The sequence below is a fragment of the Flavobacterium sp. CF136 genome (assembly GCF_000282055.1).
GTDB lineage: Bacteria > Bacteroidota > Bacteroidia > Flavobacteriales > Flavobacteriaceae > Flavobacterium.
Map to the genome: position 1 here is coordinate 26,040 of NZ_AKJZ01000050.1, position 16,665 is coordinate 42,704.

Annotated in this window: 15 protein-coding genes; 2 read left to right on the plus strand and 13 right to left on the minus strand. The window is 31.1% G+C overall.

Annotated elements, in window-relative coordinates:
* The first annotated feature begins 20 nt into the window (after positions 1-20).
* Complete coding sequence (locus tag PMI10_RS14970) at positions 21-4,073, plus strand: PAS domain S-box protein (RefSeq protein WP_007809463.1); 4,053 nt, start codon at positions 21-23, stop codon at positions 4,071-4,073.
* Between the two features lie 95 nt (positions 4,074-4,168).
* Positions 4,169-5,014 (plus strand): KPN_02809 family neutral zinc metallopeptidase, encoded by an 846-nt coding sequence (locus PMI10_RS14975; protein ID WP_007809464.1) that lies wholly within the window; start codon positions 4,169-4,171, stop codon positions 5,012-5,014.
* A 103-nt stretch (positions 5,015-5,117) separates the two neighbouring features.
* On the opposite strand, the gene PMI10_RS14980 is transcribed toward PMI10_RS14975, so the two are convergent.
* The 13 genes from PMI10_RS14980 to PMI10_RS15045 all read right to left on the minus strand — a co-directional run bounded on the left by PMI10_RS14980 (position 5,118) and on the right by PMI10_RS15045 (position 16,661).
* Positions 5,118-6,956: a type VI secretion system baseplate subunit TssF gene (locus tag PMI10_RS14980; RefSeq protein WP_007809465.1), complete on the minus strand. Its 1,839-nt coding sequence runs from the start codon at positions 6,954-6,956 to the stop codon at positions 5,118-5,120.
* Between the two features lie 362 nt (positions 6,957-7,318).
* On the minus strand, positions 7,319-7,774 hold the full coding sequence (locus tag PMI10_RS14985; RefSeq protein ID WP_157489860.1) for a hypothetical protein: 456 nt from the start codon (positions 7,772-7,774) through the stop codon (positions 7,319-7,321).
* Positions 7,728-8,303: a hypothetical protein gene (locus PMI10_RS14990; RefSeq protein WP_007809467.1), complete on the minus strand. Its 576-nt coding sequence runs from the start codon at positions 8,301-8,303 to the stop codon at positions 7,728-7,730. The genes PMI10_RS14985 and PMI10_RS14990 overlap by 47 nt, the downstream gene beginning before the upstream one ends.
* 11 nt (positions 8,304-8,314) lie before the next feature.
* Complete coding sequence (locus tag PMI10_RS14995) at positions 8,315-8,644, minus strand: hypothetical protein (RefSeq protein WP_007809468.1); 330 nt, start codon at positions 8,642-8,644, stop codon at positions 8,315-8,317.
* Entirely contained in the window at positions 8,641-10,347 is a 1,707-nt protein-coding gene (locus PMI10_RS15000) for a hypothetical protein (protein ID WP_007809469.1), read from the minus strand. The genes PMI10_RS14995 and PMI10_RS15000 overlap by 4 nt, the downstream gene beginning before the upstream one ends.
* Positions 10,348-10,691: 344 nt before the next feature.
* Positions 10,692-10,970 (minus strand): hypothetical protein, encoded by a 279-nt coding sequence (locus tag PMI10_RS15005; RefSeq protein WP_007809470.1) that lies wholly within the window; start codon positions 10,968-10,970, stop codon positions 10,692-10,694.
* Between the two features lie 179 nt (positions 10,971-11,149).
* Complete coding sequence (locus PMI10_RS15015; RefSeq protein WP_007809474.1) at positions 11,150-11,356, minus strand: hypothetical protein; 207 nt, start codon at positions 11,354-11,356, stop codon at positions 11,150-11,152.
* A gap of 75 nt (positions 11,357-11,431) precedes the next feature.
* A complete protein-coding gene (locus PMI10_RS15020) occupies positions 11,432-11,719 on the minus strand; it encodes a hypothetical protein (protein ID WP_007809478.1) in 288 nt (95 codons plus the stop codon).
* A gap of 37 nt (positions 11,720-11,756) precedes the next feature.
* Positions 11,757-13,334: a hypothetical protein gene (locus PMI10_RS15025; RefSeq protein ID WP_007809480.1), complete on the minus strand. Its 1,578-nt coding sequence runs from the start codon at positions 13,332-13,334 to the stop codon at positions 11,757-11,759.
* 2 nt (positions 13,335-13,336) lie between these two features.
* Positions 13,337-15,148, minus strand: a complete 1,812-nt coding sequence (locus PMI10_RS15030; protein ID WP_007809482.1) for a type VI secretion system Vgr family protein — start codon at positions 15,146-15,148, stop codon at positions 13,337-13,339.
* Positions 15,149-15,177: 29 nt separating this feature from the next.
* Entirely contained in the window at positions 15,178-15,573 is a 396-nt protein-coding gene (gene tssD, locus PMI10_RS15035) for a type VI secretion system tube protein TssD (protein ID WP_007809484.1), read from the minus strand.
* Between the two features lie 130 nt (positions 15,574-15,703).
* A complete protein-coding gene (gene tssD / locus PMI10_RS15040; protein ID WP_007809486.1) occupies positions 15,704-16,090 on the minus strand; it encodes a type VI secretion system tube protein TssD in 387 nt (128 codons plus the stop codon).
* A gap of 139 nt (positions 16,091-16,229) precedes the next feature.
* Complete coding sequence (locus PMI10_RS15045; RefSeq protein WP_007809489.1) at positions 16,230-16,661, minus strand: GPW/gp25 family protein; 432 nt, start codon at positions 16,659-16,661, stop codon at positions 16,230-16,232.
* Positions 16,662-16,665: the final 4 nt, after the last annotated feature.

A 16,665-nucleotide genomic window follows, 5' to 3' on the forward strand; every position in this document is an offset into this window, starting at 1 on the left:
CCAACATACACTCAAATTCTATGGTAATCAGCTATAGTATTTTTAACTCCTCGATTACCGGTCTTACTGTTTTTAGTAATGCCCTGAGATCACTTGGAGAAAATTGGTTTATTTTTAACTCAAATATTATATTTTACAACAATCCTAAACTAACTATGTTAGGATTGTGCTTGTTTGGCTTTCTGGTTTTCCTTATATATCAGTTTTTTAAAATCAAAACCAAAATTGGTTCCTTTATTGAAAAAAATAAAGAAAAGGAAACGTCGAATAAAGAATATCAGCTTTATCTTTTGTTCTTTGGAATTACTATTGTTGTAATCGAAATCATTAACGAAATTTTCAAAATAAGACCGCGCAGTCTTTTATTTGTTAATTTGTCTATTGGTTTTTCGATATTGATACTTTATTATTTAACAAACAGGATATCCTATTTAAGAAATAAAGTTTCTTATATATTTATTTTTATATTTTTATTATTTTCCTCCTATATAGCCCGCAATATTATCAGGCTTCCCAATGATATTGTTCCGGTCATTTCTTTTCTAATAACATTTTACTTTTCTTACAGTATCTTAAGACCCATAAAAGTTTATTGGTATTTTGCCGCAGCGGTGTTCCTTTATCACATAATCAATCTAACTTTTCATTTAATTCCATTAAAATCAAGTGTTTTACTGCTCACGTTCAGTCTTGTGATTTTTGTTATCAATCAGGTAAAATATGCAATTTTCTTAAATACCCGGGATAATTTCAGATTTACAAACGAAATTGTTCATAAGGGAAGTTCCTTAACTGTTGCTTCAAATAAAAAAGGCGAAATTATTTTTTGCAGCGAGTCCGTTAATGAAATACTGGGATACTCAACTGATGAAGTCCTGGGAATGGGCTTTTGGACACTTACTGAAGACCCTGATTTTATTGGGGAACTTTATTTAGACCACTATCAGGATAACATTTTGTATACCCGTAAATTAAAATGCAAAAATGGGGAGTACAAATACATCCAATGGAAGGACAAACGTTTTTCTGAAGATTTAATTATCGGAATCGGACAGGATATTACTGAACAGATTAAAATCCAGAACCAATACAAAAACCTGATCCAGACAGCAGCAGATATTATTTTTGAAATTGATACGGAAGGCAATTTTACTTTTATCAACGAATTTGCCTTTATAGTTTTAGGTTATACCGAAAAAGAAGTCGTTTCAGAACATTATTCTAAATTCGTCCATCCTGATTTTATAAAAAAGATTGCTGATTTTTATAGAACAATGGAAGAAAACAAATCCAGTTACGCTACCATTGAAATTCCAATTCTGAAGAAAGACGGTAATGAATTATGGATTTCCCAAAAAGTTATCATCCGTAAAAATGATTTAGGCCAAACTATAGGTTTTGCTGGTATTGCAAGAGATATTACTGAGCTAAAAAATAATGAAAATGAGAAAAAAAGAAGGCTCGAAAAAATTGAAGCTTATAATGATTCTACAAAAAAACTATCAACAACCGATTTTAGTCACTATAATAGTTTAAATAGTGTAATTGATTATATTATTGAAGAAGCCAAGGTTTCTAGAGCAGACAGAATTAGTTTCTGGAAATATTACAATGATACTATTACCTGTAAAAATCTTTACAGTAAAAATAAATCTGATATTTATAATAAAATAGTACTGGATAAAGCTACTTTTCCAATCTATTTTGAAACCTTAAGAAATAAAGCAGTCATAAATGCTTCAGATGTTTTCAACAAACTCGAAACCTCAGAATTTCAAAAAAGCTACTTTATCGAAAACAAAATCCTGTCGATGCTTGATGTTCCTGTTTTTTTTAGTGGACAATTGGCCGGTGTAGTCTGTTTTGAAAGTACCGAAAAAAAAAGAGAATGGGACAATGAGGATATTAATTATGCCCGTACCATTTCAGACGTTATTTCTTTAGCCATTTCTTCGCAAATGCGTTTAAAGGCCGAGCAAAAATTAGAATTCAAAAGTCAATTACTTTCCGCATTAGCACTTTGTACCGAGAAGTTTTTATTGAGTAAAACTACCCAGGAAATGTTTCAGGAAACATACAATATCATAGGAAAAGTAGCAAAAACTGATCATATTTACTATTACGAAAAAGATTTTGATACGGATACGATTAGTCAAAAATACAAATGGTCGCGAGAAGAAACAAGAGAGCAAAATAGTCCTAAACAACACTTTACAGAATCTGATTTAAAAGAAATTATTGAAAAAGCACAAAACAAAAAAATCCTAAATACACTTACCCGTCAACTCGATGATGACAGTTATTTTAAAAATTTACTTATTTTAAACGATATCAAATCAATATTAATCCTGCCTTTATATATTCATGATGTTTTTACGGGTTTTATCGCTTTTGACGACTGTAAAAATGAACGCAGATGGTCAGAAGAAGAAATTTATATTTTCCAGACCCTGGCAAACAACATTTCATCTGCTTTGGAACGAAACCGAAATCAGACTAAAATTATCGAAAGTGAAGAAAAGTTCAAATTAATAGCCAATAATATTCCCGGAACGGTTTATCTTTCCAAATTTGATGCTTTTTCTACCAAGATATTTCTGAATGATGAAATTTTAAACCTAACCGGTTATTCAAAATCCGAATTTCTGGAAACCAATCTTTCCTTTTTATCCCTTATTCACCCTGATGACAAAGACGAAGTCATTGATAACCAATTTGAAAATTTACAAAACGGAAAAGCACTGCATAACACTTACAGGATTAAAAGAAAAACAGGCGAATATATTTGGATTGAAGAATTCGGGGATGTTATTAAAAAAGGAGATGAAATTGAGTTTGTAGGCGGAATTTATTTTGATATTACCAATAAAAAGCAAACCGAGGATGCCATAAAAGCAAAACAACTGGCTGAAGCTGCCAACAAGTCGAAATCGGATTTTTTAGCCAATATGTCGCATGAAATAAGGACTCCGCTTAACGGCATTATCGGTTTTACCCATTTATTAATGAAAACAGATCTTGAAGAAATTCAGGAGAAGTATATGATTACCATTAATCAATCGGCACATTCCTTATTAGAAATTATAAATGACATTCTTGATTTTTCAAAAATTGAAGCAGGAAAATTAGAATTATTTATCGACCTGTACGATATCAAAAAAGTACTCAGTCAGGTATTTGACCTGATTGTATATGAATCTAATTTAAAAAAACTTCAACTTGAGCTAAACATAGCTCCTGATGTGCCAAAATACATCTGGACAGACATTGTACGACTAAAACAAATTTTAATTAATCTATTATCCAATGCTGTAAAATTCACTCAAAAAGGTTCGATAAAACTAAATGTTTCCGTTTTAGAAAAAAAAGAAAATAACAATTATATGATTCGTTTTTCGGTAGTTGATACCGGAATTGGAATTTTAGATCAAAATCAGGAGAAAATTTTTAAGGCTTTTTCACAGGAAGACAACTCGACTACCCGAAAATTTGGCGGAACCGGTTTAGGACTTACCATATCCAATCAATTACTGGCATTAATGGAAAGTCATCTACAGCTTGAAAGTAAGATAGATGTGGGAAGTAATTTTTATTTTGACCTAAATCTTAAAACCAGTGATTTAAACATCAATGAAAAATACAAAGCCGATTTCAGCCTTTTTGACCGTGAATCGAATTATATCCCCGAAAGTTCATTTCAGAACAATTTTACTTTTTTGATTGTAGAAGACAACAAAGTAAATATGTTACTTTTAAAAACAATTATAAAAAACCTGTACTGCAACGCTTTTATTTATGAGTGTGAAAACGGTTACGAAGCGGTAAAAGAATTTGAAAACATCGGCCCCGATCTTGTTTTTATGGACATCCAGATGCCTATAATGAATGGTTATGAAGCAACTATAGCCATAAGAAACACAATAAAAGGCAAACATATCCCTATAATCGCCGTAACTGCAGGTACTGAAAAAGAAGAACGAAATAAATGTATCGCTTCAGGAATGAATGATTATATCCCAAAACCTATCATGAAAGGATCTGTGGAAGAAGCACTGATAAAATGGTTAAAATAATTATAAACTAAATGTATTTTATTCCTAATTTATTCCCAAAAAAAATATAAATTCGTGTTTAGTAAACTACTCAAGAAACTTAAATACAATATCATATGAAATGGCTAGGCAGAAGACAAAGTGACAATGTCGAAGACAGACGCTCGATCTCCGGCGGAAAAGTGGCTGTTGGCGGCGGCATTATTGGTATTATCATTTTACTGGTAAATGTATTTGGTGGTGAAAATGCACGACTTATAACCCCTGTTTTAGAACAATTGCAGGGCGGTCAAACCCAAACAGAAGCTTCTGCCCCACTGAGTGCAGCAGATGAGGAAATGGGTAAATTTGTTAAAGTTATTTTAGCAGACAATGAAGACATTTGGGCACAAATTTTTACTGAGAATGGGATGACCTATAAAAACCCAAAATTAGTATTGTTCAGAGGATCGGTACAAACAGCGTGCGGCGGAGCTTCTTCGGCATCCGGTCCATTTTATTGTCCCGGTGATCAAAAAGTATATATGGACCTTGATTTTTTTGATGAACTAAAAACTAAATTTGGCGCTAAAGGCGGAGACTTTGCCATTGCCTATGTAATTGCCCATGAAATTGGCCACCATGTGCAAACCTTGTTGGGAACCTCGGAAAAAATGCATGAGGCACAAGAAGGAAAAAGTGAAGCGGAAGCCAATAAACTTTCAGTTGCCTTAGAATTACAAGCAGATTTTTATGCCGGTGTCTGGGCACATTATAATCAGAAAAACTTAGATGCGGGGGATATTGAAGAAGCCTTAAGTGCTGCAAATGCAGTTGGGGACGATGCCATCCAAAGCAAAATGCAAGGTCAGATCGTTCCGGATTCTTTTACACATGGTACTTCAGAACAGAGAATGTACTGGTTTAAAAAAGGATTCAGCTCAGGTGACATTAAACAGGGAACTACTTTTCAGGAAATATGACCATTTTTTAAAACCAACCAATAATAACCAGAAAAGCATGACCCTAAAAGTCATGCTTTTTTTTATGTTTTAAACAGATTGTTTTAGGTATAAATAAGTAAAATTAATCTTCAATAAATAATCGATATGGAAACACATTTGAAGATTTGTTTTTTAAGTTTTTCATAAAACTCTCACACAAATAGTCCCATTCTGTAACTGACAGATAATCTTTTTCGGCTGAATTTACTTTTAAATGAATATCTACAGTACGACTGAATCCTGCTTTTACAGAAATTTCTTTTCGTGTACCTTTTTCAATTTTAACATCCAAAATAAAATTTTTAAAATGATTAAAACTGAATGCTTTTATATCTGCAAAAGTCACAATACGGCCTCTTGTCAGTAAGGCATTGCGATAAGCCAAAATACGATCTTTGTTATTTTGTTTGTTCATTCCTCCAACAGTATTTGTAACCAATACACCTTCTTTGCTTACAAAATACAAATCATCTTTAGACTCTAAAATGGTACCTGTCTTTAAATCATTTCCTTCTTCTGCACAGGTTGACCAATAATTAATTGTAAATGATTTTCCAACTGATTCATCAAGTTTAGGTTTAATCATTAAATAAGGAGCATTATTTTTAGAGAAACTATTTTCTTTAGCCTGTTGTTCAACAGAAGCCAATAACTGATTGATTTCAACCAGGGAACTGTTCATGAAATCTTTACCTAACCCTGCAAACGAAGAGCTTTCGTCTTTTAATAAATCTAAGACATTCTGAAGCAATTCTGAGGCACTTCTGGAATCGAATCTGGAAACACCACCTGTTCGTAATACTGCATTTCCTTCTTCTATAACACCATCTTTAAATTCTTTTATTTCATAACGGTTATTAAATCCGTCAATAACCGAATCCGTATCCAAATAAATATTGTTGTCAGTTTCCAATGCAACATAAGACAAAAAGTTTCCAAGTGTTTTATTTATTGTATGTCTTTTTTTATTGATTACAGGAAAGCAATTTGCGGTAAAAGATACATTATCTAATATTTGAGGAATCAACGACTCCGGAAAAATCATTTTTATCCAGATAACAGGATTATCATTATTATTTGTTACTCCTTCAAAATAATTATATTCGGCACTGTATTCTTTTATTGGTTTATGTTTTAATACTCCTTTTAATGTATAAAAATTATCAAAATAAAATTCATTTACCTCCTTCATTACTTCACTAAGATGCGTATAATTACGATTGATTATATTCTCTACATCAAGATTGTTGACAGGTACATTATACCCTTCCTGCACTGTAATTTGTATGCCATCATGAAAACATTTCATTTGCTTTAAATAGTAATAAAACATTTCTTTCTGATGGGTATTTTTAATATCGATATATAACATTAAATCCTCCAGCTCCAATACATTGGCATTTTTTAATTCAATCCCCAAAAAGACTTCACCTGAAGGTAAAGAATGTTTATAATCGTGGACAGCATCTTTGTAAAAAAGATTAGAAACCTCATATAGATTTCTTTCATAAGCAATATATTTCACCTCAGCAGAAGATAATTTTACCTCCAGTGTAGGTGAAAGTGCTATCTCTTTACTAATTGGCGCTAATGGATTATAGATATTATGAATTCTCCTGTTTACAGTCATTTGGTTCTGCAGAGAAACTTTTATATTGTTGTCAATAGGCAAAGCGTGCATAATTGCCCTTGCAGGTTTTGTTCCTACAGTAACTTCCGGAAACATAATCTCCAAAACTCTTTCTACAACACGGGTTTTAGAATCTTCAAGTTCATGCGCAACTTTTTCCAATTCATAAGATAATGCATTAAGCATCATAGATACCACAGGATCGAATGATGTTTCCATCTCAACATCTGAAAAGCCCCATAATCTGGCTGCTCTTTTTAATACCCTGTCTTTTATTCGTTCTTGTCTCATTTATTATTATTTTTTTTATTTGGAAGCAACAAATTTTACTTGAATTTAAATTATTTCACAGAATCAAATCTACATAATTACCAGTTAAATCTTATATTTTTTTTATAAAATAATATACGATTTTTATATTATAACATATTCTTAAATCTCACACAGTCAAAATGAACAATGAATCCTTGACATCCACTATTTCAATAATTTTTGGTATCAAATATTGAAATAGTAGATGTCAATATGTTTGTTATTTATCCGCAATTACTTTAATGTTCGAAAAATCATTTTTTACAGATAGATTTGTATTCCAAAAGTTTTATTTTAATTTAGGTTTGTTAAATCTAATAGGAATTACTTATTCAAAAAAGTTAAATATTTCTCATCACATTGCATAAAATGAATAAATTCATTTTATGCGTTGCCATAATTTTGAATTTGATACTCTTAGAATAAATTCCTCCGATTAAACCCAGCATAATAGAATTATATTCTTTATGTATCGTAATAATTGCTTTCCCTTTTGAAATACTTTTCTTCTTGTCAAAAATTATATAGAAAAATTGATTTCCTTTCTTATTTATAACTATTTTGAATCTTGATTTCTCACAAGATTTCAATATATCTGAACTAAATGAACTTCTTAATTTTTCTTCTACATTTTTCCAAAATTGTGTATGGCTTAATCCGTGCGAAACGGTTGCTAAATAGGCGATACTTTTGATTTTAGCAAAAATTGAAGTAGGAGTCTGGAACTTCGCCAAAGCAGAAGCAGGATATTTATTTACATTTGTTTTTATCGTATAACAGTAAACATTTAGCCTCAAAATCGAAACATAAAATATCATTAAATGTTTCCAGATAAGTTTTTGGAAAAATCATTTCTGTATTAATAGTTGGTATTTTTACTACTTTTTTATTACAGACTTGATAAAAATCACCCACATACTTACTCGTTATAAGGTTGACTGCTGAAAATCCTTTGTATTTAGCACCGTAATGAATACTCAAAATATCATCAACTCTCCTCATTTGGATGAGTTGCATTTTTCTTTCTCTTTTATTATACTCAAAAACACATCTAAAACCCGACCTGTCAAAGTCATTCCAAAATTCAAATCCTTTTTTTGTTGGCACCAGTGTATTTCCAAAATTTAATCTTTGAATTTCTCCACTTTGATTTTTTTTAAATTTTTGAGAAGATAATAAGCAAATAAGTATACGGGCATTACTATCAATTCGTATCGTATCTTTTTTTAAATCCCCATCAAGATCTTTTACTATTTTTCTTGTAGATTGTGCAAAAATTGGATTTGATATAATAATTATTAGAAGTAAAAAGAGTGTTTTCTTCATTTGTCTTAAAATTATTTAACAAAAGGATTATCTATTAATCCACTAATTCCAACATACCACAAAAAAAAATGATAATAGTAATACAACGCACATATGGAAAACGCAATTATTATTATAGATAATACTTTTTTTTGTTTTGTTTTGTTTAATACGAAATCTAACAAAATGAATAAAATGGCAATAGGAAAAGCAAATCGAAATCCGAATCGAAAAAGAACATTAATTATAGATTTTATATTAATTTCATTAGAAAAATCATAAAAGAGATAACCAACAATTATTACTGTTGAAAGAATAAATGCTACCAAAAATTTAATAAGTATAGGGAATGTTTTTTTCATGTTTTTTTCTTTTTATATCCTGGGTTTTTTCCCGAGCTAAAAACGTTCTTTAACCCATCTTCAACTTCTGGCCAGAATTGAGTATGACTTAAACCATGAGATATCATAGCTAAATAAGGAATTGTCCCAGGTCTTTTCATCATGTCAGTAATTTCTTTCTCATCTTTTTCAGTAACTAAACCTACATGATATTGTTTGACAAGAGTAGAATATTTTTCTATACTTTTTCTCAAAATTTTGATTTGTGTATCTGTGTTTCCTGTAAAATAAATTTCAGCACCATGAAAGGCATAAGTAATATTCTGTACTGTATCAGGATTAAGAAATTGACTAAATAACCGCATTAACACTTCCTCCAGATTATTGTTTTGTAGTGCTTTTGATGTTGAATTTATAAAGCCTTCACATATGGCCTTTTTACCACGGGAATTATAAGAATCATATTTTGTAATATTTAAATCCAAAACATCCAATCCTTTCGACTGATTTTTTGGATTCCAAGAATTAATCTCAATACTATCAGTTATCCCAGAATTTGTTGCAAACACTTGTGCCAGTAAATGTAAGATATAGCTATCTTTTACTCCAGTCTTAATATCAAACAAACTATTAAGAGTTGCTAACGCCGAAGGTAAATTTAAATCTTCAAAAAATTCTGAACGTCCATAACCTTCTTTTCGTTTCTGACTATTTTTAGTAAAAGTATTATGGGTTGTATATGTCCAATGCAAAAACGCCTTAAGCAAAGTTATAAACTGATCCCTATCTTTATCCAAAGAAGGCTTATTTAGATTAATGCTTTTTATATAATTAATAAATTCACTAGTTAATTGATTAATACCTGATAACCCTTTTGCAGTTTCACGCCATAACAAAGGTCCTTCCTTATCATCTTCAATATACGCATTAGTTAAAAGATTAAATGCAGAACTATTTACAGATTTTAATATATCCATGCCTTTTTGAAACTTTTCCATTTGAAAATTCCGAAGAAATACTTCTAAATTGACTAAACTAAAATCTGCAACGAGACGTTGCGTTAAATCATACTCATTATGTACATTGATGATTTTACAATCCTTATGCAATTTGGCATGATTTAATTGATGTTTTTTTTGAAAAAATGGTGTAGATAAATAAGTAATACTTTTTGTTTTCCATAATTTAGGAAATCGCTTGTCTGTTGCTATCAAATTTGTAAATTGATTAATAACGTTGCCCCCATGCGAATGACCTATTAAATGTAAGTGTACTTCTCTATTCTTAAAGCCAGGATATACTCTAACAAACAAATCTAATAAACGATCAGCAGCAAGATTTCTTTCCTCTGTATTATTATCGCCTGACCAGCTAAAAAAGCTATCTTCAATGTGTAAATCTAAATATTGAGGCTTTAATTCTTTTACTTTTGCCCAGAAATTATTTTGACTGTCACGCCAATAACCTTTATTAGCTTGATGTTTCTCTCCTTTTATATTTATTGGGTCCGTAGTTCCTGCTACAAACATAATAATATCTACTATCTTTTTATTTATTACAGGTGGCGGTGGATCTTTTGGCTTTCCAAAAACAACTCCATTTTTTTCTCCTACTTCAGTTATTGTTTTATTAGAGTTAAAAACAATATTCTCTTCAGAATACATATGATGTGCTCCCTTAGTAGTTTTTGTTATTGTACCTGCAACAGTTCGTATTCTACTCATGCCTCGTAAGATTTATTTTTAACAAAAATCAATTCAATATAAATGGTTCTCATTTTTAAACTGATTTTATTTTTGATAACCATAATAAACTTAATGCATCTTTTTTAGCTCCAATTCCTCTTTTAAAATCAACCATTATTATGGACCACCATTAAAATACTTCATCAATCTCTTCATGTGAAATATCTTGAGTTAAATTTGCAAAAAATGATTTTAATCTTTATAACACTTCCTAGATTTAAATCTTCCCTAAATATTAACAACCTAAGTCAATTGATATTCATTACTCTTCATATCACTCTTGAAAAACTAATTTTAATTACTTAATTATAATATTGTTTTTATCATTTATCATTTGTAATTTTTAATATTCTTTGATTATTTTTTAATTTGAAATCTTTGTTGAAATTTACTTTATCCCAAAATTTCAAAACATGTTTAGAACTATCCAGAATTTTTAAAGAAAAGTTTTCTGGTAAGACTTGTAGTTTTTCCAGAATACCTGAAAGCTCAAAATTTTGATGATTAATATAATCATTCACACCTCCTAATGCTATAGTATCTTTACTTAAATAATCATTTGTTTCAATATTAAGTATACTTTTTAAATTTTTGAGTTTCAATATTTGAAAAATTAAAATTCAGTATAAGATAAATCTTTGATTTTGTATTATTTTCGATACTTAATAAACTCGCATATTCATTAATTCCAGCTTCCTCTTTTGTTATAAGTTTTATGAAAAAACTATAATAAAAAACAAAAAAACAAGTATTGCTATTATTCCCATAGAAAGCACTGTTATTATATTTTTTCTTCAACATCAATTTTAGTATATTTTTTCTTGTATACTTCGTCTTTTCCTTCAACCCAAGTTGGAGTATAATTGCTTTTTCTTAAATATGCATACACTGTTGCATTTAATTGCTCAGATAATTTTTGAGTTAAACTTTCTTCAGACAGCACTATTTTTGCTATCGAGTCCAAAATCCAGAATACTTGGCAATCCATGAGAAAATATCTTCAATATTTCTATTTTAACATCATCTCTTTTAACCTTATCATTACCTTCATTGATATTTTTTATCATTTATATTTATCAATCCACATTATTACATATGAAACAAGTAGTGTAAGAATTGTAATGGCTGATATTAAAATAGGAACTAACCATATACTTAACTTATCATCTGCTTTGAAATAAAAAAAATAAGCTAAAATCAGCACTCCTATATTGCAAATAGCTAAAATATTCAATTCAATAAAATCCGCAGGAAATTGTCCACTCCCATGTTTATGAATGTAATATAAATGCCCAATACTTATTAATTGAATTACTGTTATTATTATTGGAAAAATTATTAATCTATTCATCTTTTAGTCTTTAGTCTATTTACACATAATAAGTACATTATTTTTTTTCTTTTGGAAGTTGTTTTTTTTCTTCTATCTTTTTATATGCATCCAATGAACCTCCTGCTTTTACCCCTCCTCGATTGGGTGCTAAAGGATATACTTCAGTACGCAAGTATTTATCTATAAGAGGAAGAAAAACTTCGGCTTTTAGATTTACATAGCTTTTTGCTTGCTTGTAAGCACTTAATATCCATGTTGAAGCTACTATAGCATCTTGAACGCCTTTTGCCTTATCATTTTTATCTGGTGTACCATGTTTGTCTTCATCTTGATCTTCATATCCTTGAAATTGAATTATTCTGTTATTACTATCTCTTTGAACATGAGATAATGAATAAGAATCTTGAACCATATGAAGTATTTTACCTATGTGAAACAACCCATCATCACCACTGTTAAAAAATCCATTATCTACTTTTGTTTCTAATGCTTTTTTAAACCATATTTTTGCTTGCAAAATAATTAGTTCAATAATTTCTTGATTTGTATGATTCCCTATTGGAGCCATAGAATGCCAATATTGTTTTGTACCATGATGAGAATCATACGCTTTAGTTCCCTTTGTGTGTTGTGTATCCCAAGTGTTATAATAACATGTTTCTATTGAATTTTCATCTTCACAAGGAACATCAGGCCACGCACAGCCTTCATCTAATCTGAAATCATATTTTATCCCAGCTGCAATTGCTGCTTTCTTAGTGATTGATTCATGAATAGCTCCTGCTCCACGTATTTTAAAAAACTCGACTTCTATTTTTTTTCCTGATTTTAATGTTACTATTCCATGATCATCTTCTTTTGATGCTACAAATAATAACTCTTTTGCTTTTTCCTCAATATTGGGTTTTTCAAATAATACTTTAGGTGAAAATTCTCTAATACTTCCATCTTGTGATTGAATTTTTACTTTTGCAAATTCAAAATCTTTTAATAATAACTGATTAAATTTAATGAAATCAGCAGTAAATAATACGCCCTCATCTTTCGGATCATCTCCACCAATATTATCGTACTTATTTCTTAATAAATCATCGATATAATGTCCAATTTCTTCCATTATAACCCTAAACAATAGCCATGCTTTTTCAGGCTCTTTTTCTGAATCTAATATTAGTTTTTGATTTATACTTATAACTCCATCATGGTAATATCCGCCTTGAAAAATAGATAATTTATCTTCAACTTCAAATTTAGGAAGAATCAATTTATTACCAATTAAGTCTTTCATTAATTTTTTTGCTGCTGTATGTTTAATATCACGACCAAAAATTAATCTTATGCCTGCAATAAATGGCTTGGAGCTCTCATAGTTTAAAATATTAGATACATCCAGATAAGGTATTTTTAATTCTTGATTATTATGCATATAAAGTTCCGAAGATATACTTACAACCTTTTCTTTAGTTTTAAGAAGCGGAGGAGTTTTTGGCTCTCCAAAAACAACCCCGTTTTCTTCTCCTACTTCAGTTATTGTTTTTCCTGAATTAAAAACGATACTTCCTTCAGAATACATATGATGTGCTCTCTTAGTAGTTTTTGTTATTGTACCTCCAACAGTTCGTATTCTACTCATGTCTAGTGAGATTTAGATTTTTCGGCACTATTATTTTGTATTTCCTTTTTTGCATGCTTGTTTATGGTATCTTCACTATTCATTTGAATTCCTTTTACGCTTGACTCCTGTCTCTCTTTTTCAGTATGAGATTCAAGATTTCCTTCAATATGTTCAACAAAATTCCCTGTTACATTAAGCATATGGTTGCCTCCAACATTCGTATTGAACATCATTCCCACTGTAGTAATTTTATCAACACCTGCACTTTCCGAGATATTCATAGTTGCTGAAGAATTTATATTTTGTCCTGCTGTTAATGTAATGTTCTCCCCTGCATTTACTGTAAAATTCTTTGGCGCATTTACGCTTATGTTTCCTTGCCCATCCATCAGCCAGGTATTTCCGCTCGGGTCTTCGATTAAAATACTTCCTTCTGCATCGTTAAAGAGTATTTTTGTACCTGAACGGGTATGAATGACTTTTTTATCGTTTTCTCCGGAATTATACCCTGAACTTTCCAGACCATTATATTGTGTTCCCAACACATAGGGATTCTGTGCATTTCCTCCTTCAAAACCTACCAAAACTTCTTCATCAATTTCGGGAATAAAATAAAATCCCTTGCCTGCACCCGAATGTGGCTGTATCATACGCATCCAGTCGCTTGTAGTGTTTCCGCTTGCCCAGTTGTACTGCACTTTTACACGTCCGAGTCCTTCAGGGTCATTATTGTCCTTTATTTTCGCAGGCTGTGTTTCTGCTTTGGCAAATACATGGACATCCGTATAATGCGGTGCTGCAACATCGGCCGGAATAGCTTTGAAATTACAGGAATAATTTCCGTGCACCTGCGAAATATGTGACACTTCTATCACAATCAGTTCATGCTCTACGGTTTGGTTTTGTATCGTAAAAACCTGTCCAAGTCCTAACGGAAAATAGGATATCCCGCTATAATACACACTGTTGGCATCACTGCCTGCAGTTTGCAGTTTGACCATTTCTTCTATTTCTTCGCTGTTCTGGGCATTGGTTGTATAGGCACCAATACTCAGTTCTGATTGCGTTACGGTTCCCTGATTATGACCCACAATCGATGAGAAACTGTCCTTACTGCCTGTAGAAGTTCTAGCAGAAGCGTTACGAATATTGGCAGCACCATTATAATCATAACCGCCCAGGGAAATTTTATGCGCAGACATATTGGCCTGTATTTTAAAACCATGTAACGAAGCTCCGTTGACCAGTTTTATAGTACTGGTTTTGGTCTGTCCGAACTGCATTCGCATTCCGTCAAAATAAAACCATTGTCCGTAACGTTTTCCTAATCGTTTTAAAAATTCAAAACTGGTTTCATTATACTGCGCCATGCATTTGAATTCCTGAAGATATGTGGATTTTATGGATTCCCTTTGATAAAACTCTCCTGGTCCTTCGGCTAAAATGCTTAGTACAATATCATCCATTCCACGCTCCTGAAAAGTTCTTGATTTTTTCATATCATCCAGAACAATACTATGACTTATGCCTTTTACATGCAAGCCTACTGCACTGCCATGCAAGTCTACAGAGGAAAGTTCCGTTATAATACCTTTACTCATCAGTTTAATTCCGGTAAGGCTCTTGAAGGTAAAGACAACCTCGTCACCCAGATAGGTTCTTAAAGCCTTTGCCTGATCTGCCGGATTGATTATTGCCTTGCCTGTATATTGCCAAACAAATGAAAAATGATGATGATCTGCCATCTTTTGTGATAGTTCCAAATCATAATAAACAACATTTTGGGTAAAGCTGCCTATTGTTATATGTACCTGTTCTGAGAAATGTGCCATAATAATACGTACTAATTAGTCATTAAAATTTAATCTAAAGCAATCCAGTTATTGGTAAATTTAGCATCTCCGAAAGTCAATTCCTTTGCTACTAATTCCATTGTTATTTTCATTGGAACTTCTGTAGTACTTGTAAATTGTTCATCATAACCAATACAAAATGCTTTAACAAATTTCAATTCTTTCATTTTACTCAAAGCATCTCTTCTGTAAAAGACAATTTTTCCATCTTTGGTCAAATCACCATTTAGCATCCATGCTAAAAAATGACTGTTTTGGGTCGCTTCGATCACCATTTTTACGACTCCGCCTTTGGCGCTTCCTGTAGGCTTACTGGTAGTGTCTATTTCCTGTTTAAAGCTGACATTAAATTCAAGTACGTTATATTCTTCTCCGTCTATATGTAATTTAGATAAAAAACTCATTTTGTAGATTTATTAGGTTATTAAAAATTATTAAAAATAGATTAGGCTTATATCAAACAAAAAAGGAAGTCCCATAGCAGGACTTCCTTTAATTGTTTCAAGCTTAATGAAGTTTGATGAAGTCCAAGGATTATACCCAGGCGTTATCAAAGTCTCCTCCACCCATCGAAATTTTTCGAGCAGAAATCATAAAAGTCTCCGTTAAAGGAGTGTCACTGTTATGATCAAAGTTTTCTTTGTACTTAACCATGTAAGCCTCAGTAAACTTTAGCTCTTTTAAAGTAGCATTAGAATCACGCTTGATGAATTTTACTGAACCATCTTTTCTTTCGAAATTGTTGGTCATCCATTCGAACAATTCGGTACTGCCTGTTGACTCTACTTCGATCATGATTCTACCTCCACGTGTTACTGTAGATGGACGCCCGGAAGCATCTGTTTCCTGAGCTAAATCATAACTCACATTTAATACTTTGTAATCCTTTCCGGCTACTGATAACGATGTTAAAAACGACATAATAAAATTTTTTTTAATTATTAATTTATTTATTCATGCCACAAATATATACAATATTTCTTGTTATTATATTTTATTTAATAAAATTTTACTTGTTATGTATAAAATTTAACATGAGATAAAAATAACGTTACACTACTCATTTATAGGACAATGGTCCAACAAAAAAATACCCTCTGAAATCAAAAGTTCTATTGGTACTTTTGATTGTTGCTTCAATAATAATATCTACCTTTTTTTTGGCCCTGCTCACATCATCAACCAAATACATTGTTTCTGATAATTCAACTTTAAGTTCATTAACTTTTATTCTTTTTTCATGAAAAAGTAATGATTGCTTCATTGTTTTTGAAATGATTTCTTTCAATGTATTTTCATTCATGAGCAAATCAAAATCAATCTCCCAGATTTTAGAACCAAAGGTTTCGTCAAATTTGCATTCACCAAATGTAGTGGTCGCCAACAATATTATCTGTTGCGCAATTGAATGCTCAATTGAGGTCTTCTCTAATTCCTTTTTTTGTATTACACTATTAAAATCAATAGGCAGTTTATAAAAAGCTCCTTTCATGTTT